22 protein-coding genes and 2 pseudogenes are annotated in these 26,303 nt (G+C 51.9%); 1 reads left to right on the top strand and 23 read right to left on the bottom strand.

Going from position 1 to position 26,303, the window contains the following annotated elements; all coding sequences use genetic code 11:
- The 3 genes from THEAE_RS23865 to THEAE_RS0107485 all read right to left on the bottom strand — a co-directional run bounded on the left by THEAE_RS23865 (position 1) and on the right by THEAE_RS0107485 (position 3,244).
- Positions 1–354, bottom strand: a complete 354-nt coding sequence (locus THEAE_RS23865; RefSeq protein WP_425426423.1) for an IS3 family transposase — start codon at positions 352–354, stop codon at positions 1–3.
- A gap of 312 nt (positions 355–666) precedes the next feature.
- A complete protein-coding gene (lpdA, locus tag THEAE_RS0107490; RefSeq protein WP_028987040.1) occupies positions 667–2,097 on the bottom strand; it encodes a dihydrolipoyl dehydrogenase in 1,431 nt (476 codons plus the stop codon).
- Between the two features lie 40 nt (positions 2,098–2,137).
- Complete coding sequence (locus THEAE_RS0107485) at positions 2,138–3,244, bottom strand: Glu/Leu/Phe/Val family dehydrogenase (protein WP_028987039.1); 1,107 nt, start codon at positions 3,242–3,244, stop codon at positions 2,138–2,140.
- Between the two features lie 307 nt (positions 3,245–3,551).
- Between THEAE_RS0107485 and THEAE_RS0107480 the strand changes: the two genes are divergently transcribed.
- The gene (locus tag THEAE_RS0107480; protein WP_005585681.1) at positions 3,552–3,821 is read left to right on the top strand and encodes a DUF2627 family protein; all 270 of its coding nucleotides are present in this window, start codon (positions 3,552–3,554) and stop codon (positions 3,819–3,821) included.
- Positions 3,822–3,840: 19 nt separating this feature from the next.
- On the opposite strand, the gene THEAE_RS0107475 is transcribed toward THEAE_RS0107480, so the two are convergent.
- The 20 genes and pseudogenes from THEAE_RS0107475 to recN form a co-directional block, all read right to left on the bottom strand.
- On the bottom strand, positions 3,841–4,641 hold the full coding sequence (locus THEAE_RS0107475) for a hypothetical protein (protein ID WP_028987037.1): 801 nt from the start codon (positions 4,639–4,641) through the stop codon (positions 3,841–3,843).
- Positions 4,642–4,650: 9 nt separating this feature from the next.
- A complete protein-coding gene (locus tag THEAE_RS0107470) occupies positions 4,651–5,319 on the bottom strand; it encodes a glycosyltransferase family 2 protein (RefSeq protein ID WP_028987036.1) in 669 nt (222 codons plus the stop codon).
- Positions 5,320–5,393: 74 nt separating this feature from the next.
- Positions 5,394–6,545 carry a putative cytokinetic ring protein SteA gene (gene steA / locus THEAE_RS0107465; RefSeq protein WP_028987035.1) on the bottom strand — a complete coding sequence of 384 codons (1,152 nt, stop codon included), beginning with the start codon at positions 6,543–6,545 and terminating at the stop codon, positions 5,394–5,396.
- 201 nt (positions 6,546–6,746) lie between these two features.
- Positions 6,747–6,983: pseudogene (locus THEAE_RS0107460) on the bottom strand (sporulation initiation factor Spo0A C-terminal domain-containing protein); the annotation flags it as partial.
- A 251-nt stretch (positions 6,984–7,234) separates the two neighbouring features.
- On the bottom strand, positions 7,235–8,242 hold the full coding sequence (locus THEAE_RS0107455) for a LacI family DNA-binding transcriptional regulator (RefSeq protein ID WP_028987033.1): 1,008 nt from the start codon (positions 8,240–8,242) through the stop codon (positions 7,235–7,237).
- 337 nt (positions 8,243–8,579) lie between these two features.
- Positions 8,580–8,687: pseudogene (locus THEAE_RS23520) on the bottom strand (LacI family transcriptional regulator); the annotation flags it as partial.
- Positions 8,688–8,715: 28 nt separating this feature from the next.
- The gene (gene fba, locus THEAE_RS0107445; RefSeq protein ID WP_028987031.1) at positions 8,716–9,579 is read right to left on the bottom strand and encodes a class II fructose-1,6-bisphosphate aldolase; all 864 of its coding nucleotides are present in this window, start codon (positions 9,577–9,579) and stop codon (positions 8,716–8,718) included.
- 77 nt (positions 9,580–9,656) lie between these two features.
- A complete protein-coding gene (locus THEAE_RS0107440; RefSeq protein WP_028987030.1) occupies positions 9,657–11,117 on the bottom strand; it encodes a CoA-acylating methylmalonate-semialdehyde dehydrogenase in 1,461 nt (486 codons plus the stop codon).
- Positions 11,114–12,124 (bottom strand): 5-dehydro-2-deoxygluconokinase, encoded by a 1,011-nt coding sequence (gene iolC / locus THEAE_RS0107435; protein WP_028987029.1) that lies wholly within the window; start codon positions 12,122–12,124, stop codon positions 11,114–11,116. The genes THEAE_RS0107440 and iolC overlap by 4 nt, the downstream gene beginning before the upstream one ends.
- Positions 12,125–12,134: 10 nt before the next feature.
- Complete coding sequence (gene iolB / locus THEAE_RS0107430) at positions 12,135–12,950, bottom strand: 5-deoxy-glucuronate isomerase (RefSeq protein ID WP_028987028.1); 816 nt, start codon at positions 12,948–12,950, stop codon at positions 12,135–12,137.
- A 29-nt stretch (positions 12,951–12,979) separates the two neighbouring features.
- Positions 12,980–13,921 (bottom strand): myo-inosose-2 dehydratase, encoded by a 942-nt coding sequence (gene iolE, locus THEAE_RS0107425; protein WP_245605537.1) that lies wholly within the window; start codon positions 13,919–13,921, stop codon positions 12,980–12,982.
- Positions 13,922–13,973: 52 nt separating this feature from the next.
- Complete coding sequence (iolD, locus tag THEAE_RS0107420) at positions 13,974–15,839, bottom strand: 3D-(3,5/4)-trihydroxycyclohexane-1,2-dione acylhydrolase (decyclizing) (RefSeq protein WP_028987026.1); 1,866 nt, start codon at positions 15,837–15,839, stop codon at positions 13,974–13,976.
- A gap of 24 nt (positions 15,840–15,863) precedes the next feature.
- Entirely contained in the window at positions 15,864–16,883 is a 1,020-nt protein-coding gene (gene iolG / locus THEAE_RS0107415; protein ID WP_028987025.1) for an inositol 2-dehydrogenase, read from the bottom strand.
- Positions 16,884–16,965: 82 nt separating this feature from the next.
- Positions 16,966–17,949, bottom strand: coding sequence for a sugar ABC transporter substrate-binding protein (locus tag THEAE_RS0107410; protein WP_028987024.1), 984 nt, complete (start codon positions 17,947–17,949; stop codon positions 16,966–16,968).
- Positions 17,950–18,070: 121 nt separating this feature from the next.
- Positions 18,071–19,081, bottom strand: coding sequence for an inositol 2-dehydrogenase (iolG, locus tag THEAE_RS0107405; protein WP_028987023.1), 1,011 nt, complete (start codon positions 19,079–19,081; stop codon positions 18,071–18,073).
- Between the two features lie 25 nt (positions 19,082–19,106).
- On the bottom strand, positions 19,107–20,105 hold the full coding sequence (locus THEAE_RS0107400) for an ABC transporter permease (RefSeq protein WP_039944332.1): 999 nt from the start codon (positions 20,103–20,105) through the stop codon (positions 19,107–19,109).
- 1 nt (position 20,106) lies between these two features.
- Complete coding sequence (locus tag THEAE_RS0107395) at positions 20,107–21,546, bottom strand: sugar ABC transporter ATP-binding protein (RefSeq protein ID WP_245605536.1); 1,440 nt, start codon at positions 21,544–21,546, stop codon at positions 20,107–20,109.
- A gap of 673 nt (positions 21,547–22,219) precedes the next feature.
- The gene (gene spo0A, locus THEAE_RS0107385) at positions 22,220–23,011 is read right to left on the bottom strand and encodes a sporulation transcription factor Spo0A (RefSeq protein ID WP_028987020.1); all 792 of its coding nucleotides are present in this window, start codon (positions 23,009–23,011) and stop codon (positions 22,220–22,222) included.
- 170 nt (positions 23,012–23,181) lie between these two features.
- A complete protein-coding gene (gene spoIVB / locus THEAE_RS0107380; RefSeq protein WP_005584354.1) occupies positions 23,182–24,483 on the bottom strand; it encodes a SpoIVB peptidase in 1,302 nt (433 codons plus the stop codon).
- 104 nt (positions 24,484–24,587) lie between these two features.
- A complete protein-coding gene (gene recN, locus THEAE_RS0107375) occupies positions 24,588–26,297 on the bottom strand; it encodes a DNA repair protein RecN (protein ID WP_028987019.1) in 1,710 nt (569 codons plus the stop codon).
- Between the last annotated feature and the right edge of the window lie 6 nt (positions 26,298–26,303).

The raw sequence follows: 26,303 nt of genomic DNA, 5'->3' as shown, positions 1-26,303 counted from the left end.
TTAGTGAGGATTCAATTGACGTTGACAATTGTACAAATCCTTAATTTCAGATAGATATAGCCATGTATCGAGCACTCGATATTGTGTAACATCCGTTACCCATTTCTGATTAGGCCTCCCTGCTTTAAAATTCCGTTGAAGCAAGTTTTCAGCAACCCGACTACCAGCGCTTGAAGCGTAGGTTTTACGCCATTTTCGGTGCGTTCGGGATTGAAGACCCATCTCTTGCATGAGGCGAAGTACCTTCTTATGATTAGCGAGCACACCGTGAACGTGCATCATGAACAGTTGGATTTGGCTGTAACCGTAAATCCCGTTGTATTGATGGTATCTCTCTCGGATCAGCTTCTTTATGGGTTCGTCCCGATTTATATCTCTGCTTCAGAAAAGCGTAGAATCCGCTTCTTGAGATACCGAGTTCCTTGCAGAGGGCCTTTGACGGAGTGACGCCCGCGGCTCGCCCAAAATCTTGTGTTTGACTGGTACACCTCCCTCAATTAATTAATGTTTTCTTCGTTTTTCTCGCTTTTTCTCATGATTTCATCTTTGACGCACGAAGCGCTTAAGGATAATATTTGACGAAGAGTGAATATATGGGATTGATATGTTAGCGGGTTTAATTCATTACAGGAATAGCTCCTTTAACCCTTTGATCTAGCGAGTCTCTTACCCGTGGATCGATTCCCCTTCAATCGCCATCGCCGCCTCTGCCATTATCTCGGAGAGGGTTGGATGGGGATGGATGGAATGATGGATTTCCCAAGGGGTGGCGTTTAAGAACAGACCCAACGCAGATTCGGAGATAAGTTCCGTTACCTCCGGGCCAATCAGATGAACCCCTAAGAGATCTTTTGTTTTTTCGTCCATGACGATTTTTGCAAACCCATCCGGTTCTCCTTTGATTAAGGCTTTACCAATCGCTCTAAACTGAACCTTTCCGGTTTTTACTCTATGCCCTCTCTCAATCGCCTCTTTCTCCGTAAGTCCTACGCTGGCCACCTGTGGACGGCTATAGGTACATTTGGGAACATGGGCGTAATTGATCGGATCAGGATGTAACCCGGCGATATGCTCCACGGCCACAATCCCTTCATGGGAAGCCACATGGGCCAGTTGCAATCCCCCGATACAATCACCGATGGCGTAGATATGGGGTTCCTTCGTTTGATAAAAGGAATTCACCTTGATTACACCCTGATCTACCTCAATTGAGGTGTTTTCGAGGCCGATATCCTCTACGTTGGCTGCTCTTCCCACGGAAACCAACATCTTTTCCGCATGAAATTCGATTTCCTTCCCTTCCTGAATCCCTTTTGCCGTAACTCCGTCCCCCTCCAGGTTCACTGTTTCAGGAAGGAGCTTCACCTTTGTTAAAATATTAACCTTTCTCTTTTTGAAAATACGGGTCATCTCCTTGCTGATTTCCTCATCCTCAAAGGGAAGAATGCGATCCATAGATTCAACAATGGTAACTTCTACGCCAAAATCGGAGAGGAGGGAAGCCCATTCCACACCGATCACGCCTCCCCCCACAATAAGGATCGATTTCGGCAACTTCTGCATCATTAAAGCCTCATCACTGGTCATCACCTTCTCACCGTCAAAGGGAAGCCCAGGGAGGAGACGAGGCCGTGAACCGGTGGCGATGATCACGTGCCGGGGATAAACGATCTCAGACTCTCCGTTTTCTTTCGTTATGGAAACCGCGCCTGCCTGAGGCGAAAAGATGGAAGGGCCTAGAATGCGGCCGTACCCCTCGTAAACGGAAATCTTACCCTTCTTCAGGAGAAACTGAATTCCCTTATGTAACTGTTCTACGATCTCTTCTTTTCGCCTTTGAACCTGAGCAAAATCGATCGATAAAGCATCCATGAGAATGCCGTATTTTCTTCCTTCCTTTGCCTCATGATAAATCTCAGCACTACGCAGCAACGTTTTTGTTGGGATACACCCCTTATGAAGGCAGATTCCTCCCAATTTCTCCTTCTCCACCAGAGCTGCCTTTAAACCTAATTGTGCGGCGCGAATCGCTGCCACATAACCGCCCGGACCTCCTCCGATGATGGCCACATCGACTTCTTGAATTTCTTGGGACATTTTCATTCCTCCCTACGATCGTTCAATTTCTTGTTTGTTTTTATCCCCGATGCTTCAGATGATTTAAGATGTTTTTGCTATCCCGGAGAAATGTTTGACGAGATTTACTGACTTTAGCGATTCTCTCCTCCGCCATGCGGTTGGCGGCTTTATAATGAGGAATGCCGTCCCGATCGGAAATCTCAAATACCTTCAAGATATTATCATAGATAAGTTCCACCTTTTTCATCGCCCGCTCCCGGTTATACCCGTTTAATTCATCCGCAACATTGATCACGCCACCTGCATTAATCACAAAATCCGGTGCATAGATAATCCCCTTCTCCATGAGGAGATCTCCATGCCGTTCTTCCTTCAATTGGTTATTGGCTGCGCCGGCGATCACTTTTGCTTTCAGGAGGGGAATCGTCTCATCGTTAATAATCCCCCCCAACGCATTCGGCGAAAAAATATCTGCGTCAACCTGATAAATTTCCTCGACGCCAACCGCTTTTGCCCCAAAATCGCGAACAGCTCTGCCGACATTCTCCTCATAAATATCGGTAACGATCAGCTTCGCCCCTTCTTCATGGAGATGTTTCATCAAGTGGTAAGAAACATTCCCCACTCCCTGCACCGCAATGGTTAGGCCATGCAGCGAATCGGTTCCGAAAGCTTTCAATGCGGCAGCCTTCATCCCCTTGTATACCCCGTATGCGGTTACGGGAGACGGATTTCCGCTCGAGCCGAAGGCAGGCGATATCCCTGTCACATAGTCCGTCTCTTCATGGATGATATCCATGTCGGCTACCGTCGTCCCCACATCTTCTGCCGTAATATACCGTCCATTTAAACTCTGGACACAACGGCCAAAAGCTCTAAATAACTCTTCTGTTTTATCTTTTTTGGGATCCCCGATGATGACCGACTTCCCGCCACCAAGATTTAACCCGGCTGCAGCATTTTTGTAGGTCATCCCGCGAGCTAACCTTAAAGCATCTATAATCGCCTCTTCCTCAGTGGCATAATTCCACATCCTACAGCCGCCTAATGCGGGGCCCAACGTCGTGTCGTGAATGGCGATGATGGCCTTTAGCCCGGAATTTTCATCATGGCAAAATACGACCTGTTCATATTCATACTCTCCCATGGCTCGGAAAATCTCCATCCCTTCCAGCCTCCTTTAAAAGATGTATTCATTGTACCTTTAAAATGAATGAGGAGCAAACCTTTCATGAATTTGTGAAAAAATATTACCAAAAACATTTCCGGTAACAAAAAAAGAGTAAATGTAAGCGTTTTCTTTCGTGTAGAAACAAAAACCCCTCCCGTCACGTTTTGTTCACAATTCCTACCCTCATTTTTTTCTACCGACGATGTTTTGTCAAGAGTTTGAGAAATAGACAGAATAGCAAAATAGCGGTACACTAGGATTAAAACCGAAGTTCAAATGTGAATAGAAAGGAATCCTCTCCATGAGATTGGATCGATTGATCGCTCTTCTTCTCATACTAATTCCCGGGCTTGTGGCAGCTTTTGGATGGAACCTGATGAAAACGAGCCTAATTGATTCTCTTGCCGATCGGCATTTCCCTCTCTTTCAATTTATCGGGGGACTCCTTCTATTTGCCGTCGGAGTTTTTTATCTAGCGGGATATATTTTCTATAAAGATGGGAAGCGGAGATACTTGCAACCGAAATTCCTTAAAGTTTACCAAAAAAAGAACCAAAAAAAGGCGGAGTAGTCGGTTACCCTCTGCCCGGTTACCCTCTGCCCAATCGATCGATCTTTCGAAGAAGAAAGTTGGAGTCGATGAAGCGGCTTAATGAGTTTGATTCTGCATAGAGGGTGATCAACATCCCCACACCGGAAAACAGCAGCCATTCGACGGGAGAACCTAGATGAAGGAGGTAATAACCGATGATCCCTCCCAATAGGTTTGCCCCGGCGTCTCCCATCATGGCTAACTCTTTTCCATCATAAACTCCTAGAATGAAGGTGGAAATATAGATCATGAGAAATCTTTCTGAAAAAATTTGGTGATGGGAAAGAAGGAGCAGGATAAGAAGAAACCAAAATCCCTTTAGCGCTCGAAGCGGTCTTACATCCAGCAGATTGATGAGATGAACGGACAACATGAAAGAAAAAAGCCCCACGGCCCACTCCCACTGCCTCAAAGGCATGGAACGGAGAAGGAAAACTCCGGCCACAAACGCGGCCACGATTTTCCAAATTCCGCTGCTTATTTTTTTCTCTTTCCATAGAAGCCGAAAATGGCCCCGCAACCCCTTTGCTTCTTTTTCCCCCCACAGATCATCATACCACCCCACTCCTGCCATTAAGAAGAGCAATAAGAGGAAGGAGGCATCCCTCCCCTCCCCTTGATTTAGAAAGGGCGTGATGAGGATAAAGGAAACTGGAAGGACCACTCCCATTCCCACGGGGATTGAAATGCCTTTATAGTTGGGAACCAACCATTTGTACGTGTAGGCCATTCGAAGGTAGAGGGAAAGGAATGAGAAGAGGGAAAAAGCAAAAAGAAGACCGATGTAAAGCCGCTCCATCTCTCACCTCTATTTTTCTTCATTTGCGTGTTGAATTAAGGTTTTTAGAATATGGATCCCTTGCTTCCCTCTGTGCCAGAATCCGTCGATCCCCCTGCCCCTCCCCCGGTGCGTAAATGGGAGCTCAATCCAGGCTAATCTGGCCTCGGCTCGCAGTAAATCGATATCCATGGAAACTTCGATCCCAAAACCTGCTCCTTTAAAGGTTAAATAAGGGAGAACCCGCCGATGGTAACATCGTTGGCCGGATAAGGGTTCGTCCAGCATGTGACGGGTTAAAGCATAAATCCCCCATTTTGCCACCCCTTTGACCACTCCAAACCCGGAGTCCTTCCCTTTAGACGGCCATTTGGCGATCGTTACATCTGCCTTATCATGCAAAATGGGGGAAATCAGTTGTTTCGCATACATTGCACTTTTCCCTAAATCAGCATCCAGGAGGAGAAGAAGCTCTCCCTTCGCCTCTTTTAACCCCGTTTCCAACGCCTTTCCTTTCCCTAAATTTTTCTCATGGCGGAGCCATCTTCCCTTTGGAGGGAGGGAAAGAAATCGGGTTCCGTCCGTGCTCCCATCATCAATAACCAAAAGCTCATCCCAGAACGGGATGCCCTCAAGGCTCGAGAGCGTTTGCGGGAGAATTTCCACCTCGTTGTAGGCGGGAATGACAACCGATATCATGAATCGCTGACTCTCCCTTTTTTTGTAAAGTATAAGCATATCCTTGGTTTAGGCATTTAAAGGCATAAACCGGATTAGGAAGATGAAGAGGCAGATAGAACCTGAAGGAACCAAGCGGTAAGGTCATGCCAAATGCTGCTTAAGGGCAATTGGAATCCTGCAGCCAAGAGGAGAAACAGAAGAGGAAGAGAAGTGAAGGCGAGCAAGAGTTGAAACTTCTTCCGGTTTTTTCTCTGATGAAGGAGCGGATAGAGCCCTTTCATGTCGATGAGAAGATGTCCAACTTTCATACGAGTGAGAACGGTGCTTCCCATTCCCATCCTCCCTTTTTCCAAAAAATCAAGCATATGGGAATGGGAACCCACCAAGTAAATGGAGGAAGCGCCATGCTGATAAGCCAGAAGCAGAGCGATATCCTCACTCATCCCTTTATAGGGGAGAAGATGGTACGGATAATTGAGTTCCTCTAAGCGGTTTTTTCCCGGTGCAAAGCCGTTCATGTAGGCATGGAGAATTCGCTCTCTCCCCTTTTGCAAAGCAAGATCAGTGATGCTATCCATATCCCCGATGACGATGTCGGGAATGACTCTTTGTTGAAGGAGGAGATCTGCCCCTCCGTCCACGCCGATGAAAACAGGATTCATCTTTCTCACCATAGGGAGAAGGAATTGAAGTTCTTCCGTAGCCCCTTTCCCCCGTACCACGATGATCACCGGCCTTCCTTCCATCCGAATGGTTAAGGAAAGGGGAGGAAGCGGCTTGGCAAAGTCCTTTATTTCTTGCATTGCATAATAAAGCGTATTTTTAGCAAAGGGGAGGAAGGTCTGATCTAAATTCTTCGTCCCTTCTTTCCATTTTGTTTCCGCTTCCGTTAACGTCACCATTCGTAAAGGAAGGGTCAGATGGAGATCCTCAACCCTCATCGTTAGGGACCTTCCGCTTGATATGGATACCTGCATTCCATCCTTTAGTAAGGGGAAATATTCCTGATGTTCGAGACAATCAAAAACGGGAATTCCTGCTTCAAGGAGGATCACCCCTCCTTTGGCAGGGAATTTCCCTGACAGGGTGGGTTTAAAATTGATGACCGCAATGGGTCTTTTCCTTTTTAATTGATATGCGGCTAATTCATCTAAGTCAGCGTGATTTAGCACTGCGATTGAAGAGGAGTTTATTCTCTGGAGGAGTCGTTTGGTTATCGAATCGACCACAATCTTCCCGATCATTTCTCTTTCTTCATCCCATCGTTTTTCCGTTGCTTTTCCATCAAAATAGCGGATACAGGAGCAGACAAGCGTTTAAACTACAAACAAAAACCTAACCTTAGTATGTGCCAATTCCTTCTACCTATGCTTAAAAAAAAGCCCATGAGTTCATGGGCTTCGAAAAAATGAGAGGATAGGTTAGAAATTGTTCGCATCGGAAAATCAAACAGAGCCCACTTTATCCTCAATCCGCAGCTTATCCGCCACCATGGCGATGAACTCGGAATTGGTCGGCTTTGCTTTGGTATTGCTCACGGTATACCCGAAATATTTGGAAATCGAATCCATGTTTCCCCGTTGCCAAGCCACTTCGATGGCGTGACGAATCGCCCTCTCCACCCAGCTGGGGGTTGTGTTAAACTTTTTGGTTACTTCCGGATAAAGCACCCGCTCGATAGTCTCACGACGGCAAATGCCATTCTCGGAGCTCCGGTTTAATACGTACGTAAGATCTCATCTTGAGAAAAGTGACAAAACAAGAATCCGTCAAACAGACCAGCCTTCCCATTCCGTTTCCCGATTTTATATAGTTCTGGAAATATTTATATATCACGGCCTTCACATAGATGGTTGTGAGAGCGGGATTCCGGATTGACCACTTCCACCCGTGCCCGAACCAGCTGACCGGTGGCAGGTTCTCGCAGGAACGGTCAGGCTTTTGGCACATTGGTAGAATTGCGAATGATTAATTCGGGACGCAGAATCACTCGCTGTTTGGTCCGAGGTTCCTGAGTCATTTGTTGAACCAGCAGGTCGACCACCTGTTTGCCCATATGCTCGATAGGCTGGGCGACCGTGGTGAGCATCGGGTCGGTAATGGTGGCCAGGATCGTGTTGTCAAAACCAACCACCGAAAGGTCCGCAGGAACCCGCAGCCCCCGTTCTTTCGCCGCTTGCATTACGCCGATGGCCAAGAGGTCGTTGCAAGCGAAGACGGCCGTTGGCAGAAGCTCTGCTTCAAATAGTTCCAATGCCTTTTTCTTTCCGTCTGCAATGCTGAAGTCCGTTGTTTTGATGAGTGTTTCATCATAACAAATCCCCTTGTCTTCAAGGGCTTGACGGTACCCACGCAAACGATCGCGGCTGGACGATACTTTCAGATTTTCCGTCACGACGGCGATGCGCCTGTGCCCCAGATCCAACAAGTGCTTCGTGGCCAGATACCCTCCGACAAAATCGTCCACCAATACGGTATCTACCGCCAGCGAAGGCATATCCCTGGCGATGAGCGCAAGAGGAAATCCTTCCGTCGCGATCGATGCCAAGATTTCTTGGTCCTGTACCCCGGTACCGATGATAATACCGTCCACGCTTTTTTGGCGGAGCAGTGAAATATACTTCTCAACCTTCGCATCGTTATTATCGGTGCTGCATATCATCACGTTGAAGCCCAACTCTCCCCCCCGGTCTTCCACCGCTCGTGCGATCTCCGCAAAAAACGGGTTGGAAATGTCCGGAAGCAACAGACCAATGGTATACGTCCGCTTGCCTGTCAAAGCGGAAGCAAGCACGTTGGGTTGATATTGCAGCTCTTTCATCACGTTCAGAACTTTTTGTCTCGTTTTGTCACTGATGTTGCCTTTGCCGTTGATTACCTTGGATACGGTGGCGATGGATACGCTCGCGATCCGGGCCACATCGTATATGGTCGGTTTCATTGTTATTCCCTCGATCCGGTTTGACTTACTCCAACATTTCCCTTCCCCCTAAACGAGTGGGATTGTGGAGGGATTTTTTTTGTCATCTAGGAAGAGAATACCACAAACTGACCCGCCCACGGAATGCCCGACGGCCCTTCCTTGTGATGCGGAACGGCGATTTGCCACATCACGAAATGCCATCCGGCCCCTCGAAAAGTCGCCTACCGCCACACTTTACATCGCCATTTCAGGGATGTCGTAGGCGACGAGCGCCAGCGGAAACTTGTCCTGAACCAGTTGCTTCAACAGCGTTTTGCTTTTGAATCCCGCGGCGATGATAAAGTCGTCGACGCTCTTTTGCTATAGAAGGGTCGCTGATGCATCCCGTGCGGTTCAGCCCCTTGGACACGGTGGTAATGGACACGCCCGCCTCATTTTCCATATCGTAAATGGTCGGTTTCATGTCTCCCTCCTTCTGTATTTTTGCTGAGTTACGCCCGGCCGGAACAGCCAAACTCGCGCATCTTGGCTCTGACCGCCTGCTTCACCGTTTCTCTGGCCGGCCCCAAATAGCGCCTGGGGTCGTATTCGTCCGGCCGCTCAGCGAGCACGTTGCGTACCGTGGCGGTGAAGGCCTGTTGGTTCTCTGTGTTCACGTTGATCTTGGCCGTCCCGTGCGAGATGGCCCGGCGGATATCGCTCGGCGGCAGTCCCGTTCCGCCGTGCAGAACGAGCGGCACCCCGGTGAGCCTGCGAATTTCTCCCATACGGTCAAACTGCAGGTTGGGTTTACCCCGGTACGGACCGTGGACCGACCCAAGCGCGGGAGCCAAACAGTCCACCCCTGTCTCCCGAACAAATCGCTCGCACTCGGCGGGCACGGCAAACATCGCAGCTGCCTCGTCGACGACGAGGTTATCCTCCCGGCCCCCGATCCGCCCCAGCTCGGCTTCGACCGAAACGCCAAGAGCCCTGGCAGCTTCCACGACTCGTTTGGTCACGGCGATGTTCGTCTCCAGCGGGTGTTGCGACCCGTCGATCATGACGGAGGTAAATCCGGCGTACATCGCCTTCACGCAGACGGCAAACGAGCCCCCGTGATCGAGGTGGATCGCCACCGGTACGGTGATTCCGTACTCCTCGATCAGGGCCCGGATCATCGCAGCCGCGCAACGGACGCCGCCCAGGTACGGCAAATACCCCTCGCTGACCGCGAGAATCACCGGTGAACGCTCCTCCTCGGCCGCTTGCAGGATGGCCTGGGCGAATTCCAGGTTATTCACGTTAAAATGGCCGACGGCGTACCTTTCATCTGCCGCCTTAAGAAGCATGTCTTTCAAAGAGACCAGGGGCATGGTGGCATCCTCCTTCTTAAGGGTATCGTCATGGAAAAGAAGCCATGGGCGTGATCCCCGAAACAACATGACGTGCGTTACCAGCGCGCTGTCACCATTTTTTTACGGGTGTAGAACTCCACGCCGTCGTGGCCGTTGGCGTGTAAATCGCCGTAAAACGAGTTCTTCCAACCGGAGAACGGGAAGAACGCCATCGGAGCGGGGACCCCGAGGTTGACGCCCAGCATGCCGGCGTCGATGTTTTCGCGAAAATAGCGGGCGTTGCTTCCGTCTTTTGTAAAGATGCAGGCACCGTTGGCAAACTGCGACTTGTTGGCCAGTTCGATGGCATCGTCCAGGGTGTCGACTCGCACGATCGACAGCACCGGGGCGAAGATTTCATCCTTCCAGATGGTCATCTCCGGTGTGACGTTGTCGAAGATGGTTGGCCCGATGAAGTACCCTTTTTCGCACGTGGCTGCGTCTTTGCGCCCATCGCGGACCAAAAGAGCCCCTTCCCGCTCACCAAGTTCGATGTACTTCACAGTTCTCTCCTTGTGGCCGTCGCGGATGACCGGTCCAAGGAATACATCATCCTCCAGACCGTTGCCCAAATTGATTTCGTCGGCGGCTTTCACCAGCTTCTCCACCAACTCATCGCCGATCCCGCCGACTGCCACCACGACGGAGCAGGCCATACAGCGCTCGCCCGCCGAGCCGAACGCGGCGTTGATGATCTCCCTTATGGCGAGGGCCAAATCGGCGTCAGGCATGACGATCGTGTGGTTTTTTGCTCCGGTGAGCGCTTGCACCCGTTTGCCGTGGGCTGCTGCCGTCCTGTACACGTACTCGCCGACCGGTTGCGAGCCGACGAACGAGATCGCTTTGACGTCGGGATGTTCCAACAGGCCGTTGACCACGTCACGGCCTCCGTGCACCACGTTCAACACCCCGGCCGGCAGCCCCGCTTCGGTAAAGAGCTCCGCCAGACGATTGGTCAACAGCGGCGTACGCTCGGATGGCTTCAGCACAAACGTGTTTCCACAAGCGATGGCAAGCGGGAACATCCAGCAGGGCACCATCATCGGAAAGTTGAACGGAGTGATGCCGCCCACCACACCGATCGGGTAGCGGTACATGCCCGATTCCAGGTTAGTCGCGATGTCCGGCAATTGCCGCCCCATCATCAGCGTGGGCACCCCGGCGGCGAACTCAACGCACTCGATGCCACGCTGCACTTCGCCGTACGCTTCCTTGTAGCTCTTGCCGTTCTCCATCGTGATGAGCCGGGCCAACTCCTCCCAGTGTTCCACAAGGAGCTGTTGAAATTTGAACAAGATGCGGGCCCGCCTCGGAACGGGGGTCTTGCTCCAGGTTTTGAAGGCCTCTTTGGCCGCTTTCACTGCACGATCCAGATCTTCACGGATGGAAATCGGCACGTACGCGAGGATCTCTTCCGTCGCCGGGTTGGGAACCGATTCCGCTTTGGCCGAAAGCGAATCCACCCACTCGCCTCCAATGAAGTTTTTCAGTCTCGCCACGCTTGTCGTTTTGGTCATTGCACACCCTCTCCCTTCTTGCACCTCTCGATGTATTTGTGAATTTGCTCGGCGGTCGGCATCGCATCGGAGCAACTGTGACTGGAGATCACGATGGCGGCGGAAGCGCTGCCGAACTCCATGCAGCGCTCGATCTCCCAACCCTGCATCAACCCGTAGATAAAGGCAGACGCATAAGAATCCCCGGCTCCGAAGGTCTTCACCACGTTGGCCGGAAAGACGGTACCCTCGTACCGTCCGCCGTCTTTGGTATAGGAGATGGAACCATCCTGCCCGTGTTTGATCACGACGATCTTAGCGTGATGGTCAAACCACATACGGGCCGTCACGTAGTCATCACGCTGTGGAGTGTCGCCGACGCCGAAGCGCTCCACCATGTCAAACTCTTCCCGAGTCCCGATGATCACATCGCACTTCTCCGCGGCCAGGCGGTAGTAGACCGCCGTCTCCTCCGGCGAAGTCCATGTATATGGTCGGTAGTCCAAGTCGAAAAACACGGTCACGTTGTGCTTGCGCGCGTAGTGGAGAGCCACAAACACCGCCTCGCGCGACGGGCTTTTGGCCAGCGCCGTGCCGGAGATGAGCAACGCTTTCGCCTGCTTCACATAACCTTCGCTCACGTCGTTCGGTTCCAGCTTCAAGTCGGCCACGTTGTCCCGGTACATCAGGATGCTGCAGTCTGTTGGACTTTTGATCTCGGTGAATGTGAGTCCCGTCACGCTGCCCGATTTGTCGGTGACGACAGAGGTCGTGTCAATCCCGTTTTTCTTGAGGTACTGAACAATAAACCGGCCCATCTGGTCGTCCGCCACCCGGCCGATGAACCCCGTCTTCATGCCCAACCGGGCCATGCCGATGGCGATGTTGGCGGGAGAGCCGCCGACGTACTTCGTAAACGTCACCGTCTCTTCCATCGGCCGATTGGTTTCGTTGGCGTTGAGATCGATGCACAACCGACCGACCGCGATGAAGTCCAGCGGTTTCGCCTGGTCAAATGACAAACGCATGGTCTTCCCCCTATCTCTTCATCTTCTCAAATAGCCACTCGTGTTCGGGATCGTTGTGAAACTTCCAGGTACGAACCGGACCGGCCATCACGTTCAGGTAGTAGACCTCGTACCCCGGAGGCGCCGACACCGGGTGGTATCCGCGGGGAACGAGCACGGCATCGCCGTTTTTCACCGTCATGGTTTCGTCCAGAGACCGGTCGTCCGTGTAGACTCGCTGGACGGCAAAGCCGTGCGCTGAACGCATCCGGTAGTAGTAGGTCTCTTCCAGGTACGACTCGTGCGGCAGCCGATCCTGGTCGTGCTTGTGCGGCGGATAGCTCGACCAATGCCCCTCCGGCGTGAACACTTCGACGATGAGCAAACTGTCGGCCGGCTTGGACTCCGGCAGAATGTTGTGAATCAGCCGCTCCATGTTATCCGCTCCGCGGATTTCCACGCCTATCTCTTCCGGCGCGATTAGCCTGGCGGGATAACTGCCTTTCCCCGGTGCCGAGCAGACGGCCAGCTCCAGATCGGTGAGTGCCTCCACTTCATAGCAATCCCCGGACGGGACGTAGACGGAATAAGGAGGAATTTTTTCAAACACGTCCATCCGCTTGCCAATGTTAGTCCACGTTTGCCTCCCTGCCGTGACGTTGGCCTTGCCGCTCAACAGCACGAGACAGGTTTCCCGCTCGCCTGTCTCCCTATGCAGGCGTTGCCCCCGTCTTAGCCTGTAGACCTCAAAACCGACGTACTCCCAACCCGCCAACTCGGGGGTGATGGTCAGCACGTTGCCCTCTTCATCCGGTACAGGCCGGCTTCGTACGATCAGATCAGCCATGGCGGTCTCTCCTTCCTTTTTCCTTATATTTACTTCTTCAGCCCAGCTTCCGCACGAAGGTCCCGAACGGTTTGCTCGATGTACGCTTTTGTCTTTTGGGCGTACTCATAGGGGTTGGCCAACGAGGGGTCTTGTTCCGCCTCGATCAACGCCCATCCCTGCCAATCCCGTTCCAGAAGTTCGCGGAGGATCGGCGCAAAGTCGATGCAGCCGTCGCCAGGAACGGTGAATACACCCCGACGCACCGCGGTCAAAAAGTCCGCTCCCTCTTGTCTCGCGCGATCCAGCACATCCTGCCGGACATCTTTCAAGTGCACATATTTGATCCGGTGGAAATGTTTCTTCAGCAGGGCCAGCGGGTCGCTCCCCCCGTAATACGCGTGTCCCGTATCGTACAGCAGGAAGACCAGCTCTGTGTCGGTCATGTCCATCAGGCGGTCGATCTCCTCCGACCGCTCGACAACGGTCCCGCCGTGGTGATGGTAAACCAAGTACATCCCGTATTCCCGGCAGATTTCACCGGCCTGGTTCAAGCCTTCCACCAAATGCTTCCAACCTTCGTCATCGAGACGGTCCACTTCTTTTTCGTACGGGGTGCGACGAGGATCCCAGTGCAGTGACCCTCCCACTTCCGCCGTGCTGATCACCTTGCACCCCATCTCCCGCAAAAACTGGGCGTGCTCCCGGTACGCCCGCAACTCTTCCAAGAGGCGTGCCGGATCGGAAAACAGCACCGACTTCCACTGCGAGGTGAGCACAAGCCCCCGCGAACTAAGTTCCCGCTTCAACACCTCGGGATCGGATGGAAACTTCCGACTCATCTCTGTACCGCTGAAGCCTAGGGAAGCGATCTCGTCCATCACCTGCTGGTAGGTGTAATGCTCGCCGTGTTCCCGCACATCTTCTCCGACCCAGTTGATCGGATGGATCCCGAATGCGATGTTTCCAATCTTCATCTCTCTAACTCCCATCCCGTTTAGATTAAGCGCTTACCCACTTTGTGAAAAAATTTTCTTTCGGGGCTCACAATTGTCTGGCCGTCTCCACTTTCTGTTTCATCTCCGCATACGCCGCCCTTACCTTGTCGCTCGCCGACACTTCGGACACGCCAACCCGCCACCACGACTCGTAGCCGTCGCTGTTCGTCCCCGGGACCACCTTGATGTCGATCAGTGTCGTGACGCTTTCTTGCTTCGCTTGTTGCAAAGCCTCCCTGAGTTCCTCGACCGTGCGGGCGGTATAGGCTTTGGCCCCCATGCTGCGGGCGTGGGCGGCAAAGTCGATCGACAGGTACTCTCCCGTCAGCCGGCCGGTTTCCGCCGTACGGTAGCGGAATTCGTTCCCGAAGCCTTCACTTCCGTGGGCCCGCTGCAGGTTGTGGATACACTGGAATCCGTGGTTGTCAAACAGGAGAACAGTGATTTTCCGCCCTTCCTGTATGCTGGTGACGAGTTCGGAATGTAGCATCAGATAGCTGCCGTCTCCCACCAGGGCGTAAACCTCCCGGTCCGGTTCCGCCAATTTCACTCCAAACGCACCGGACACCTCGTAGCCCATGCAAGAAAAGCCGTATTCCAGGTGGTAGGTTTTCGGTTGCTTGCACCTCCACAGGCGTTGTAGGTCGCCAGGGAGACCACCCGCTGCGCAAACGATGATGTCTGTTTCGCCGATGAACGAGTTGATCTCGCCCAGCACCCGTGTCTGGGAAAGACCATGCGGCAGTTCCTGCGCATACAGGCGATCCACTTCGCGCTTCCACTGTTCATTCAGCTCGCAGATCCGCCCCTGCTCGTAGCCGGTTTGGTACCCTTTCGCCTGAAGCGCCTCTTTCAGGGCAACAAGCGCCTCCCTTGCATCGGCGAGCAGCGCCTGGCCATTCATCTTGATGGCGTCCAGCGGACTAACGTTGATGTTCAAAAATTCCACGTCCGGATTTGCGAAAGCGGTTTTCGACGCAGTGGTGAAGTCGCTCAGCCGGGTACCGACGGCGATCACCAGGTCCGCTTCCTTCGCCAGCAGGTTGGCTGCGAGCGAGCCCAACACCCCGACCCCGCCCGCGTTGAGCGGATGGTCCCACGGCAACGCACTTTTGCCTGCCTGCGTCTCGGTCACCGGAATCCCGAAGGTCTCGGCGAAGTCGATCAGCTCTCGGGTGGCGAGCGAGTAATGCACTCCGCCGCCTGCGATGATCAGCGGCTTTTTCTTGCGGAAAATGAGCTCGACGGCCCGGCTGAGCGCCTCGCGGGTGGGAGTGCGTCTTTCGATGTAATGGACCCGTTTCTCGAAAAACTCGACAGGATAGTCGTAGGCTTCGCACTGCACGTCCTGGGGCAGGCAGAGCGTCACCGTTCCCGTCTCCGCCGGATCGGTGAGCACACGCATCGCGTGCAGGGCGGCGGTCATCAGCTGTTCCGGACGGGCAATGCGGTCCCAGTACCGGGATATCGGCTTAAACACGTCGTTGGCCGTCACCGTGTAGTCGGACGGATCTTCGATCTGCTGCAGCACGGGATCGGGCTGACGGGAGGCAAAAGTGTCTCCCGGCAAAAATAACACCGGAATCCTGTTTACCGTCGCCGTGGCCGCAGCCGTAACCATGTTCAGCGCGCCCGGGCCGATGGAGGAGGTGCAGGCGAAGATCTCCAGCCTGTTTTTTTGCTTTGCGTAGGCCATCGCCGCGTGAGCCATGCCCTGCTCGTTTTTCCCCTGGATGAACGCAAGACCGCCCCGATGGTACTCCAGGGCTTCGCCCAGCCCGGTCACGTTGCCATGACCGAAAATTCCCATGACGCCTTTGATGAACTTGTGTTCCCGGCCGTCGATGCTGACGTACTGATTGTCCAGGAACTTGACGAGCGCCTGTGCCATGGTCAAGCGAACCGTTTTCATCTCCATCACCTTCCCTTTGCGAACTTATACTTCCAATTCGATTTCCGCCAATTTCACCGGTCTGCCTTCGGCAAGCGACTTCTTGGCGGCGTGGGCGATCAGCTCGGCTTGCAGACCGTCGTTGCCGTCAACAGGCGTCTCTTTGTCATGCAACAGGCAATCGACAAAGGCGTTAGTCTCCTCAATGTACGCCTCGCGGTATCGTTCCAGGAAGAAATGCTTGGGATTGTCCCGGTATACTCCTTCTTTCGTGCTCACTTCCGCGGAGTTGGGAAATTCGTTTTGCACCGTCACGCATCCTTTGGAACCGAATACTTCAACCCGCTGGTCGTACCCGTACATCGCTTGGCGGCTGTTGTCGATCACGCCGATCGCACCGTTGGCAAACTTCAGTGTTATGACGGCCGTGTCCACGTCGCCACATTCGGCGAAGACCGGGTCAACCAGTACTGCTCCCGTGACATACACCTCTTCCACGTCTGTTCCTGTCAAGTATCGGGCCATGTCAAAGTCGTGAATCGTCATGTCAATGAACATGCCGCCCGACACTTTAATGTACTCTCTGGAAGGCGGGTCCGGGTCTCGCGAGGTGATTTTCACCACATGGGGATCGCCAATCTTTCCTGCTTGAACGATCTCGCGAACACGTTTGAAATTGGGATCGAACCGTCGGTTAAACCCAGTCTGGAATTTCACGCCTGCCGCTTTCACAACTTCCAGTGCCTGCTTGGTTTGGGCAATGTCAAAGCTGATCGGCTTTTCGCAGAAGATGTGCTTGCCGGACTTGGCCGCCTCCAGAATGATCGGGACGTGGGTGTTGGTGGACGAGCAGATGAACACCGCGTCGATTTCGGGGTCGCGCAGGATGTCGCCGTAATCGTCCGTCACTCGGCCGATGCCGATGCCGGATGCCCATTCCGCCACGGCTTGCGCGTAAAGGTCGGAAATCGACTTGATCTCCACGCGCGTGTTAAAGCGCAGGTTTTCGGCGTGCAGTTTGCCGATTCGTCCAGCGCCGATGATGCCGATTTTTACTTTGTCCATGTCAGTTGCTCCTTTCAGACGGCCGGGTAACGCTTGGGCGCGTTCGACCCGCGCCCCCGCCCCGGCTTTTTGCCAGCTATGTTTATTGCAAAATGCTCTTGAGGAATTCCAGCTTCTTCTGTGCGTTCTCCTTAGTGATCACGTCGACGCCACTGTCGATCCGCTTTTCGACTTTCTCACCCTTGATCGCTTTCAAGGCATTTTCGACGCCTTTGTAGCCCATATCGTAGGGGCTTTGTGCAATCGATCCTACGAGATCTCCGGCGATGATCGCCTCTACCGCTTCGATCGTGCCGTCGGTGCCGATGACCGGGATGTTCATTCCCTTGGCCTTAAGTGCCCTGAGAGCTCCGATGGCCATGTCATCGTTGGAGGAGTAGACGCCTTTGAGATCGGGATTGGTCTGCAGGATGTTTTCCATCACCGCCATCGCTTTGGCCTTGTCGCTGTCGGCTGGCTGTTCCGCAACGACTACCATACGCTTCGACTCCAGCACTTCTCTCGCTCCTTTAACTCGCGCGTCCATCGCCGGGTTGCCCAGCGCTCCAGCCAACAGAGCCACTTTATCGCCCGGCTTCAGCATGGACGAGAGAAGCTCTCCGGCCTTTTTCCCGGCGGTCAGGTTGTCGGTCCCGATAAACGTCGTCTTATCCGGCCACTCAGCGTCCGTATCGATCAACAGCACGGGGATCTTCTTTTCCTTGTACTTTTGAAAGACCGGGATGGCCGTCGAGGGTTGGGTCGGTGCGACGACCAGTGCGCTCGGGTTTTGGCTGAGGGCGTCCTCCAGCATGTTCACCTGCTCCATGATCTGGGATTCTGAAGCTGGTCCGATAACCGTACCATCGACACCGAAATCTTGAAACGCTTTTTTCGCCCCAGCCTCCACAAACTTCCAATACTGGCTGCTCAGCGTTTTCAACACGACAACAACCTTCGGCTTGCCTTCTTTGGTTGCCTCATCGCCTCCCGCATTGTTCGGCTGAACGGACGGGCTTCCGCACCCCGCCAGGGCGGAAAAAACCAGACTAACTGCGACTGATAATGCAAACGCTTTTTTCTTCATAGAAAACCCTCCTCCTTAACAAATACTTTTGACACCGGCAAGAAGATTAAGCGCTTACCTTCTACCGGTGAAACTATCCTGTCAATCACCAGTAGGCTTTTAGGCAGCTTTACCTTTGGGGCTACAAATGCTTGACGAACACCTGTTGTCCAGTTTCAAACGACGTTTTTGCCGCGACTGCGATCTCCAGAGCCGCTTTGCCATCCCATTCGGTAACCGACGGACGTTCCCCTCTTCTCACACAGTCGATGAAGTGAGCCATTTCCAGCTGGTAGGAATCCTTGAACCGCTCCGGAAACGCTGGCACGATGTCATGTAGGCTCCCCTTGGACGTTAGCAGGGTGACATCGTGGTAGCGAAGCGACCCGATCATGATGGTTCCCTCCGTTCCAACGATCTCGCCGCGGATGTCGTAACCGTAAAAAGCGTTCCGGCTCGCTTCGATGTCCCCTGCCGCCCCCGAATCAAACGAGAGGTACGTAATCGTCTGGTCGGCGTCGCCCAACTCCTTCATAAACGGGTGGGCTAACACGCTTCCGAACGCAGACACTGACGCTACCTCTGCCCCCATCAAAAACCGGGCGATGTCGTAGTCGTGAATCGACATGTCGAGGAAAATACCGCCGCTCGCTTTTATGAACTCGGGCGGAGGCGAACCCGGATCACGGGAGATCGCCTTGAAGTAGATCGGCTGGCCAATATCCCCAGCGAGCACCCGCCGTTTCGCTTCCGCGTAAGCCGGGTCGAACCGCCGCATAAACCCGACTTGGCAGAACACGCCGCTTTCCTGGATGTCATGAATCACTTCATCCGCTTCCTGCAGATCGTGGGTGAGGGGCTTTTCTACAAACACATGCTTTTTGCTCTTTGCCGCCCGCTTCACCATCTCCGCGTGCGTACTCGTAGGCGTGGCGATTATCACAGCTTCAATGGCCGGATCTTCAAAGACGGCAAGCGGATCCGTCGTCCACTTCCCCACTCCCAGCTCTCTCGCTACTAGTTCCGCCTTGCCCGGCTGCAGATCCACAACGCATTGCAGATGTGCTCCCTTGATGCGTGTCGCCAGGTTCTCCGCGTGCCAATAGCCCAACCTTCCCAATCCGAGAACTGCACAACGAATCTGTTCTTTCATGGAATGTCCTCCTGCCACAATGAATTCACTGTTTCTGGATCGACCGCTGGCGCACCACGTCCACATACACCGCTGCGATGATGACCAGACCGATGACAGCTATTTGGAAATCAGCCGACACGTTCAACAGGTTCAATCCGTTGCGCAACACGGCGATGATCATAGCACCTATCAAGGTTCCCCAGACGGTGCCGACTCCGCCGAAAAAGCTGGCTCCGCCGATAATCACCGCTGCGATCGCGTCCAGCTCGTACGAGACCCCGGCAAGCGGAAACGCGGAGTTGACACGGCCCACCATCACCAACCCAGCCAAACCGGCCATCAGTCCGCTGATGGTGTAGACGATGACGAGGACTTTATCCACGTTGATTCCTGAGAGTCGTGCAGCTTCCTTGTTGCCACCGATGGCGTAGATATACCGTCCGGTCGCTGTGCGGGTCAAAAAGAGATGAAATGCCACGTACATCAGAATGACGAGCAGAAAACTGACCGGAAACGGTCCAATGAACTCGCTACCCACGTACTGGATGGCGTAGGGAAAGCCTGCGATCGGAGCCGCTCCGGTAACGATCAGTGCTAGCCCGCGGGCCACGTTCATCATGCCCAGAGTGGAAATGAACGGATGAGGCAGTCGCAGCTTCGTCAGCATGATGCCGTTCAACCATCCGCACAGCGCACCGATTACGAGGCAGACAAGAATTCCGATCAACGGACTCGCTCCCCAATTCACCGTGACGATCCCCATGAGCATAATGGCCAGTGCCAAAACCGACCCGACCGACAAGTCAATACCCGCCGTCAGAATGGGCAACAGCATTCCCAACGCCAAAAGCGCGTTGATGGACGACTGGCGGGCGATGTTCATGATGTTGTTTAGGGTGAAGAACTTGTCGGACAGGATCGTCAGCGTCACGCACAGCAACACGAGGCCAATCAGTGCGCCGAATTTGCTCAGAGCTTCCCTGAACATACTCCTGGAATCGCTCGTTTCCTTTGTTTCTTTTTCGATAGCCAGATCGGACATCTTACAACCCCCCTGTAGCCGCTTTCATAATTATCTCCTGATCAGCCTGATCTCTGGCCAAATCTGCGGTAATCCCTCCCTCGTGCATGACCAAAATCCGGTCGCAAATCCCCAGAATTTCCGGCAACTCGGAAGAGATGATGATGACCACCGCCCCGTTCTTCACCAGATAGTTGATCAGGCGGTACACTTCCACCTTAGCCCCAACATCGATTCCCCGCGTCGGTTCGTCAAAGATGAACACTTTGGCGTCAGTGGAAAGCCATTTGGCAATCACCACTTTCTGCTGGTTTCCGCCACTCAGTTTCCGCGCGTGCTTGCTGATGTCGGTAGGCCGAATCTGCAGCTCCCGCACGTAGTCCTGCGATACAGACTTCAACCGATTGCGCTCCAAAAACAGCCCTGTTTTGAACTTGGGCAGGCTGGCAATGGTCATGTTGAATTCCAGCGTCTGATCGAGAATCAGGCCTTCCCCTTTGCGGTCCTCTGTGATCAGCGTCAGTCCCGCACGAACCGCGTCCTGTGGAGACTTGATGTCCACTTTTTGGTCGAAGACGTAGATGTCCCCCGACTCCACCGGATCCGCCCCGAAAATGGCTCTCGCCAACTCCGTCCGCCCTGCGCCGACTAGTCCTGAAATGCCGAGAATCTCGCCCTGGTAGGCGGTGAAGTTAATCTCTTTTGCTCTTCCTTTGAGACGGAGACGCTCCACTCTGAGCCCTTCACGACCCCGCTCGAACGATTCTTTCGGGTACTTGTCTTCCAGCGTGCGGCCCACCATCATCTGGATCATCTTGTCCGAGCTGGTTTCCTTTATCGGCAGCGTATCGATCTTTCGGCCGTCCCGCAGGATCGAGACGCGATCGCCGATTTTTTTGATCTCTTCCAGCCGATGGGAAATATAGATAACGGCAATTCCCTGTTTGCGCAGCTCGTCAATCGTTTTCAACAGCTGCTCCGCTTCGGAAGCGCTGAGACATGCCGTGGGCTCGTCCATGATGATCAGCTTCGCGTTGATCGTAAGCGCTTTCGCAATTTCCACTAATTGCTGCTTGCCGATGCCCAGCGATGAAACCTTGGCGTCGGGAGTGATCTCCTGACCGAGCCGCTTCAGCACTTCCGCCGCTTTTTGTTTCATCGCTTTCCGATTCAACAGTGAATACTTGCCCTTGTTCTTGATCTCCCGACCGAGAAAGATGTTTTCATACACCGTCAACTCCGGAATCAGATTTAGCTCCTGATAAATTGTGGCAATCCCGAGCTCAATAGCATCGGACGGACGGCGAATCTCCACTTTCCTGCCTTCCCAGCACATCTCGCCTTCGTCCATGGCATAGGCACCGGTCACGATCTTGATCAGGGTGGACTTGCCCGCCCCGTTTTCTCCCAAGAGTACGTGCACCTCTCCCGACCGTATCTCCAAATCTACGTGTTTTAGCACCGGAACGCCGGAAAAACTTTTGCTGACGTTGGTAAGTTTCAGCAAAACATTGGCCTCTTCCGTCATGCGCTCTCCTCCCTCATACCATACCGCATAGTTGCGTTAAGCTGTCAGCCACCTTGCAATGCGGACAACACCAAGTACCACCCCCAAGCAAAAAGGTAAGCGCTTACCTTATAGAACATAAAAAAGTCTGAGTCAAACCATAAAATACCTACATATATTTTAGGTAAGCGGTTTCCTTAATCGTATTTTACATTACTTTCGGATAGTTTTCAATAGAAAAGTTTATTTTAAAATACTCAAGTTTTGCACGTTCAGTTTGCCATTTTCGCCTTGATTGGATCTTTTTCAGCACTAAAAAATGGTCCCCAAAATTGTCTATGACGTTCAAACAAATCGTCCATGTATGCTCACCCCTTTTTATTAAATGAAGAAAACGTAAATGTTCCTTACATTATTGCAGAGAAAACACCCCTATTCGTCGGTTTGGCTGCAAACCAATAAATAGGGGCAGTTCATCGGCAGTCCTTTTTATGATTTATCGATTTAAAAAAATAGTCGGTCTCGGATCAGACGAGCCAAAAGCCTGAAATTGCTTGTTCCGCTTGGCTTACGACACCTTGTGCTCGATCCACAACTTATCCCGCCACCGTGGCGAGGAATCGGAAAATCAAACAGAGCCCACTTTATCCTCAATCCGCAGCTTATCCGCCACCATGGCGATGAACTCGGAATTGGTCGGCTTTGCTTTGGTATTGCTCACGGTATACCCGAAATATTTGGAAATCGAATCCATGTTTCCCCGTTGCCAAGCCACTTCGATGGCGTGACGAATCGCCCTCTCCACCCGGCTGGGGGTTGTGTTAAACTTTTTGGCCACTTCCGGATAAAGCACTTTTGTGATCGAACCCAAGATCTCGATATTCTGATACACCATGGTGATGGCTTCCCTCAGATATATGTACCCTTTGATGTGGGCAGGCACTCCGATTTCATGAATGATGGAAGTGATCTTGGCATCTAGGTTATTTCTGGAGATGTAGGAGCGGTTTGTCTCCTTTACTGAATCCCTTTTTACAATTTGGTTCTCTTTACCCATCACCTCTCGAATCCGGTTGGCAAGGGTTTCAAATTCAAACGGCTTTAAGACAAAATAAGATACCCCTAGGTCAACCGCTTTTTTCGTTGTTTCTTCCTGACCAAAGGCACTTAACATGATCACCTTTGGAAAGGGGGCTTCCATCTGCTGCAAGGACTCTAAAACCGCCAGGCCATCCTTCAACGGCATAATAATATCCAATAAGAGCACATCGGGACGAACCTCCTCCAACAAGTGGAGTGCTTCTACTCCATTCTGAGCAGAGGCGACAAGATGCATATCCTCCTGAGTATTCAGGAAATGTTCCACTTGGCGAATCAGTTCCCGATTATCATCTGCGATCATCACCCGGATCATCTGCATAAACTCCTTTCATGTTTTTTCCACTTTTATTTTATTCGACGCATCAAATCAAGTTCCTTCTTTTTATTGTGTTTTTATTTAATTTTTAAAATTATCGACGAAATTTCTGTCGAATTGACTTTTTTTGACATGGAAAAAGCAAGCTGAGCCCTTTCAACTTGCTTCCTTTCTCAGCTTGCTTTTTTAAGCTGATGATGGAGGGAGTAACCTGCCTCTTCCAACATCCATTCGATAAAAAGACCGTACCCTTGTGTTGGATCATTGACGAATACATGGGTTACCGCTCCTACCAGCTTGCCGTTTTGGATGATGGGGCTGCCACTCATTCCCTGTACGATACCGCCTGTCTTTTCCAACAAGCGAGGATCCGTTACTTTAATGATCATGCTTTTGGTGGATGGATATCGCTGGCGAATCACGTTTACAATTTCGATGGAGTATTTCCCCACTTTATCTCCGTCTACAACAGTTAAGATCTCTGCAGGACCTTCCTTCACTTCTTCCACGAACGCAACCGGGATCGGCTCACGATAGAGAAGGTGGGGGATGGATGAATGGAGCTTGCCAAAAATTCCAAACGGACTGTTTTTTTCTATATTACCCATCGATGATTTTTCATCGGGAAAAATGGCACGGATTGATCCTGGCTTCCCTTGTTCCCCGCGATCTACCGAGGTTACCGTAGAGGGGAGAATACTTCCCTTTCCTACCGAAATGGGTTTTTGCGTATCCTGATCCGAGATGACATGACCCAAAGCGCCATATCGTTTTGTTTTCGGATCGTAAAACGTCAAGGTTCCGATCCCCGCCGCCGAATCACGAACATAGAGTCCCAATTTATAACGCTGATCTTCTTCATCTTTTATGGGAGTAACCTGAACATTTAACTTTTCTTTACCCCGAATGAATTCAAGCTGTAGAGATTTTCCGGCACGGCCTGCTTCATCCACGATCTTCCCTAATGCGGAAGCTTCTCGAATCGTCTTTCCATTAATTTTGGTGATTAAATCTCCAACATGGATGTTTGCTTCCTTTGCAGGAGAGGAAGATTCTCCCCTATGATTTAGAATCTGCTTATGACCTACGACGAGGATCCCTGCCGAATGAAGCTTAACCCCAATCGATTGCCCTCCCGGATAGAGGAGGAGTTCCGGATAAACCTGGACGTGAAGGTTTTTAATGGGGATATCCCCCATCTTCACCTGAAGATTCGCTTCTCCCGTTTGCCGAGGTTGAATCGTGAAGGTATGGGAAGGGTGCTGTTCTAAGGAAATCACCTTTTGTTGATCGGTCGTCCCCAAGGTGCTTGCAGGGATGGATAAATGAAGCTCTTTGCTCCTGCCTAACATTAAGCGTACTTCCGTGGGGATAGAGGCATAATTATAAACAGGAGGGGTATAGGCCAAAACAAGCAGGAGAAGGATGGCTAACACACTCCAAAACCGTTTTTTTTCTCTCTGTCTGTCGTCCAACGTATCACACTCCTGTCCCTACCTACACCTCCAAACTTGCTGTACCTATAATTTCTCCGAGTAACCTCCCCTTTATAACATCAAAAAATGGATTGTTCATCTTTTTATACTCCACTTCCCCTCGAAGCATCCCTCAATTCCCGGGCATGTTGAAGAGCGGAGGGAGTGATTTCTTTTCCACCTATCATGCGGGCCAATTCTTGAATTCGCTCTTCTTCCGATAACTCCTTTACCTGGGTGATGGCCCGTTCTCCCAGGGTTTCCTTTTGAATCAGGTAATGTTTATCCGCATAAGCGGCCACTTGCGGATGATGGGTGATGGCTAAAACTTGCCGTTCTTTTGAAATATGGTGTAATTTTTCCCCAATCGCCTGGCTAATCCTTCCGCTGACGCCGGTATCTACCTCATCGAAGACGAGTGTATCCACATCATCCACCTTGGCCAATACCGTCCGTAAAGCAAGCGCAATCCTGGACAGTTCTCCTCCCGACGCAATTTTGGTTAATGGTTTTAAGGGTTCCCCCGGATTCGTAGCCACCAAAAATTCCACCTTATTTAAACCATACTCTCCTCCTTTTATCTCTAGGGATGCTCCGACCAGATCATCCTTTATATCCTCCACCTGGACCCTAAATTTTGCCTTGTCGAGATAAAGATGTTTCAGTTCTTGATGGATCGCCGCGCTCATCTCGTCCGCTGCTTTACACCGTGTTTCCGTCAATTCTGCGGCGGCAAGCAGAAGCTCCTCCTTGAGCTCGGTTAATTCCTTTACATATTTTTGGAGTAAAAAATCCTTATTTTCTAATCTCTCCAGATCTTCCTCAATGGTTGCGGCATATTCCAGTATGGCGTGAATGGAGTCCCCATATTTTCTTTTTAATTGTTGAATGAGATGAAGGCGGTCCTCTACCTCGGACAATCTTCCCTGATCTACGTCAAGCTCGTCTAGAAAGGCACGAAGATCCCTTGAGACCTCTTCTAGCAAGAAGAAAGCCTCTTCCACCTGCTGAAATTTCTCTTTTAAGAACGGTTCCACTTCGGCCACTTCTTCCAGATGTCCCATGGCCATTCCTAACCAATCGAGGGCTTTGTTTTCTCCCGTCAAAGCATTATAAGCTCCTTCGCCATGATAAGTAATTTTTTCCGCGTGAACCAGACGTGAACGTTCTTCCGTTAATTTCTCCTCCTCATGGGGTTCCAGAGAGGCTTGGGTAATCTCCTGGTATTGGTAACGCAAAAGATCGATCCGTTGAACGGTTTCTTTCTCATCCTGGCGAAGATGCTCATAATCCGAATAGATCCGTTGATATTGATGAAATATTTCCTTATATTCTCTCAGTTTCTCCGAGATGGTCCGGGCTCCATAAGCATCAAGCCAATGAAGATGTTGGTTTGTTTGCATTATTTGATGATGATCCTCTTGGCTATGGATGTGAAGGATTTTTTCTCCAATCTCCCGGAGAAAGGAGAGGGGAACCAATTTCCCATTAATGCGGCAAATGCTTTTGCCGCTTTTTCCCATCTCCCGATGCAGGATCAACATCCCTTCCTCCCCATCGATGCCAAACTCGTTCAGCATCGAGGCAATGGGATGGGATTCCCCAATCTGAAACAACCCTTCCACTTCCGTCCTTTCTGCTCCGTAGCGGATCATCTCTTGGGAACCCCGCCCTCCCAGTAGGAGTCCCAACGCGTCGAGAAGGATCGATTTCCCTGCACCCGTTTCCCCTGTCAATACGTTTAAACCTTGATGAAATTGAAGGTGAACCTCTTCGATAATGGCAAAATTTCGAATGGTAAGTTCCACGATCACGGTGTT

Source organism: Thermicanus aegyptius DSM 12793, from assembly GCF_000510645.1.
Classification (GTDB): domain Bacteria; phylum Bacillota; class Bacilli; order Thermicanales; family Thermicanaceae; genus Thermicanus; species Thermicanus aegyptius.
The sequence above is the reverse complement of the archived record's forward strand: the minus strand, read 5'-3'. Positions and strand labels throughout refer to the sequence as shown.

Bases quoted from the DNA above. Each gene is read 5' to 3' on its own strand.
- lpdA (WP_028987040.1), bottom strand. From the start codon at position 2,097: ATGTCCCAAGAAATTCAAGAAGTCGATGTGGCCATCATCGGAGGAGGT.
- THEAE_RS0107485 (WP_028987039.1), bottom strand. From the start codon at position 3,244: ATGGAGATTTTCCGAGCCATGGGAGAGTATGAATATGAACAGGTCGTA.
- THEAE_RS0107480 (WP_005585681.1), top strand. From the start codon at position 3,552: ATGAGATTGGATCGATTGATCGCTCTTCTTCTCATACTAATTCCCGGG.
- THEAE_RS0107475 (WP_028987037.1), bottom strand. From the start codon at position 4,641: ATGGAGCGGCTTTACATCGGTCTTCTTTTTGCTTTTTCCCTCTTCTCA.
- THEAE_RS0107470 (WP_028987036.1), bottom strand. From the start codon at position 5,319: ATGATATCGGTTGTCATTCCCGCCTACAACGAGGTGGAAATTCTCCCG.
- steA (WP_028987035.1), bottom strand. From the start codon at position 6,545: ATGATCGGGAAGATTGTGGTCGATTCGATAACCAAACGACTCCTCCAG.
- THEAE_RS0107455 (WP_028987033.1), bottom strand. From the start codon at position 8,242: ATGAAACCGACCATATACGATGTGGCCCGGATCGCGAGCGTATCCATC.
- fba (WP_028987031.1), bottom strand. From the start codon at position 9,579: ATGCCCCTGGTCTCTTTGAAAGACATGCTTCTTAAGGCGGCAGATGAA.
- THEAE_RS0107440 (WP_028987030.1), bottom strand. From the start codon at position 11,117: ATGACCAAAACGACAAGCGTGGCGAGACTGAAAAACTTCATTGGAGGC.
- iolC (WP_028987029.1), bottom strand. From the start codon at position 12,124: ATGCGTTTGTCATTTGACCAGGCGAAACCGCTGGACTTCATCGCGGTC.
- iolB (WP_028987028.1), bottom strand. From the start codon at position 12,950: ATGGCTGATCTGATCGTACGAAGCCGGCCTGTACCGGATGAAGAGGGC.
- iolE (WP_245605537.1), bottom strand. From the start codon at position 13,921: ATGGGAGTTAGAGAGATGAAGATTGGAAACATCGCATTCGGGATCCAT.
- iolD (WP_028987026.1), bottom strand. From the start codon at position 15,839: ATGAAAACGGTTCGCTTGACCATGGCACAGGCGCTCGTCAAGTTCCTG.
- iolG (WP_028987025.1), bottom strand. From the start codon at position 16,883: ATGGACAAAGTAAAAATCGGCATCATCGGCGCTGGACGAATCGGCAAA.
- THEAE_RS0107410 (WP_028987024.1), bottom strand. From the start codon at position 17,949: ATGAAGAAAAAAGCGTTTGCATTATCAGTCGCAGTTAGTCTGGTTTTT.
- iolG (WP_028987023.1), bottom strand. From the start codon at position 19,081: ATGAAAGAACAGATTCGTTGTGCAGTTCTCGGATTGGGAAGGTTGGGC.
- THEAE_RS0107400 (WP_039944332.1), bottom strand. From the start codon at position 20,105: ATGTCCGATCTGGCTATCGAAAAAGAAACAAAGGAAACGAGCGATTCC.
- spo0A (WP_028987020.1), bottom strand. From the start codon at position 23,011: ATGCAGATGATCCGGGTGATGATCGCAGATGATAATCGGGAACTGATT.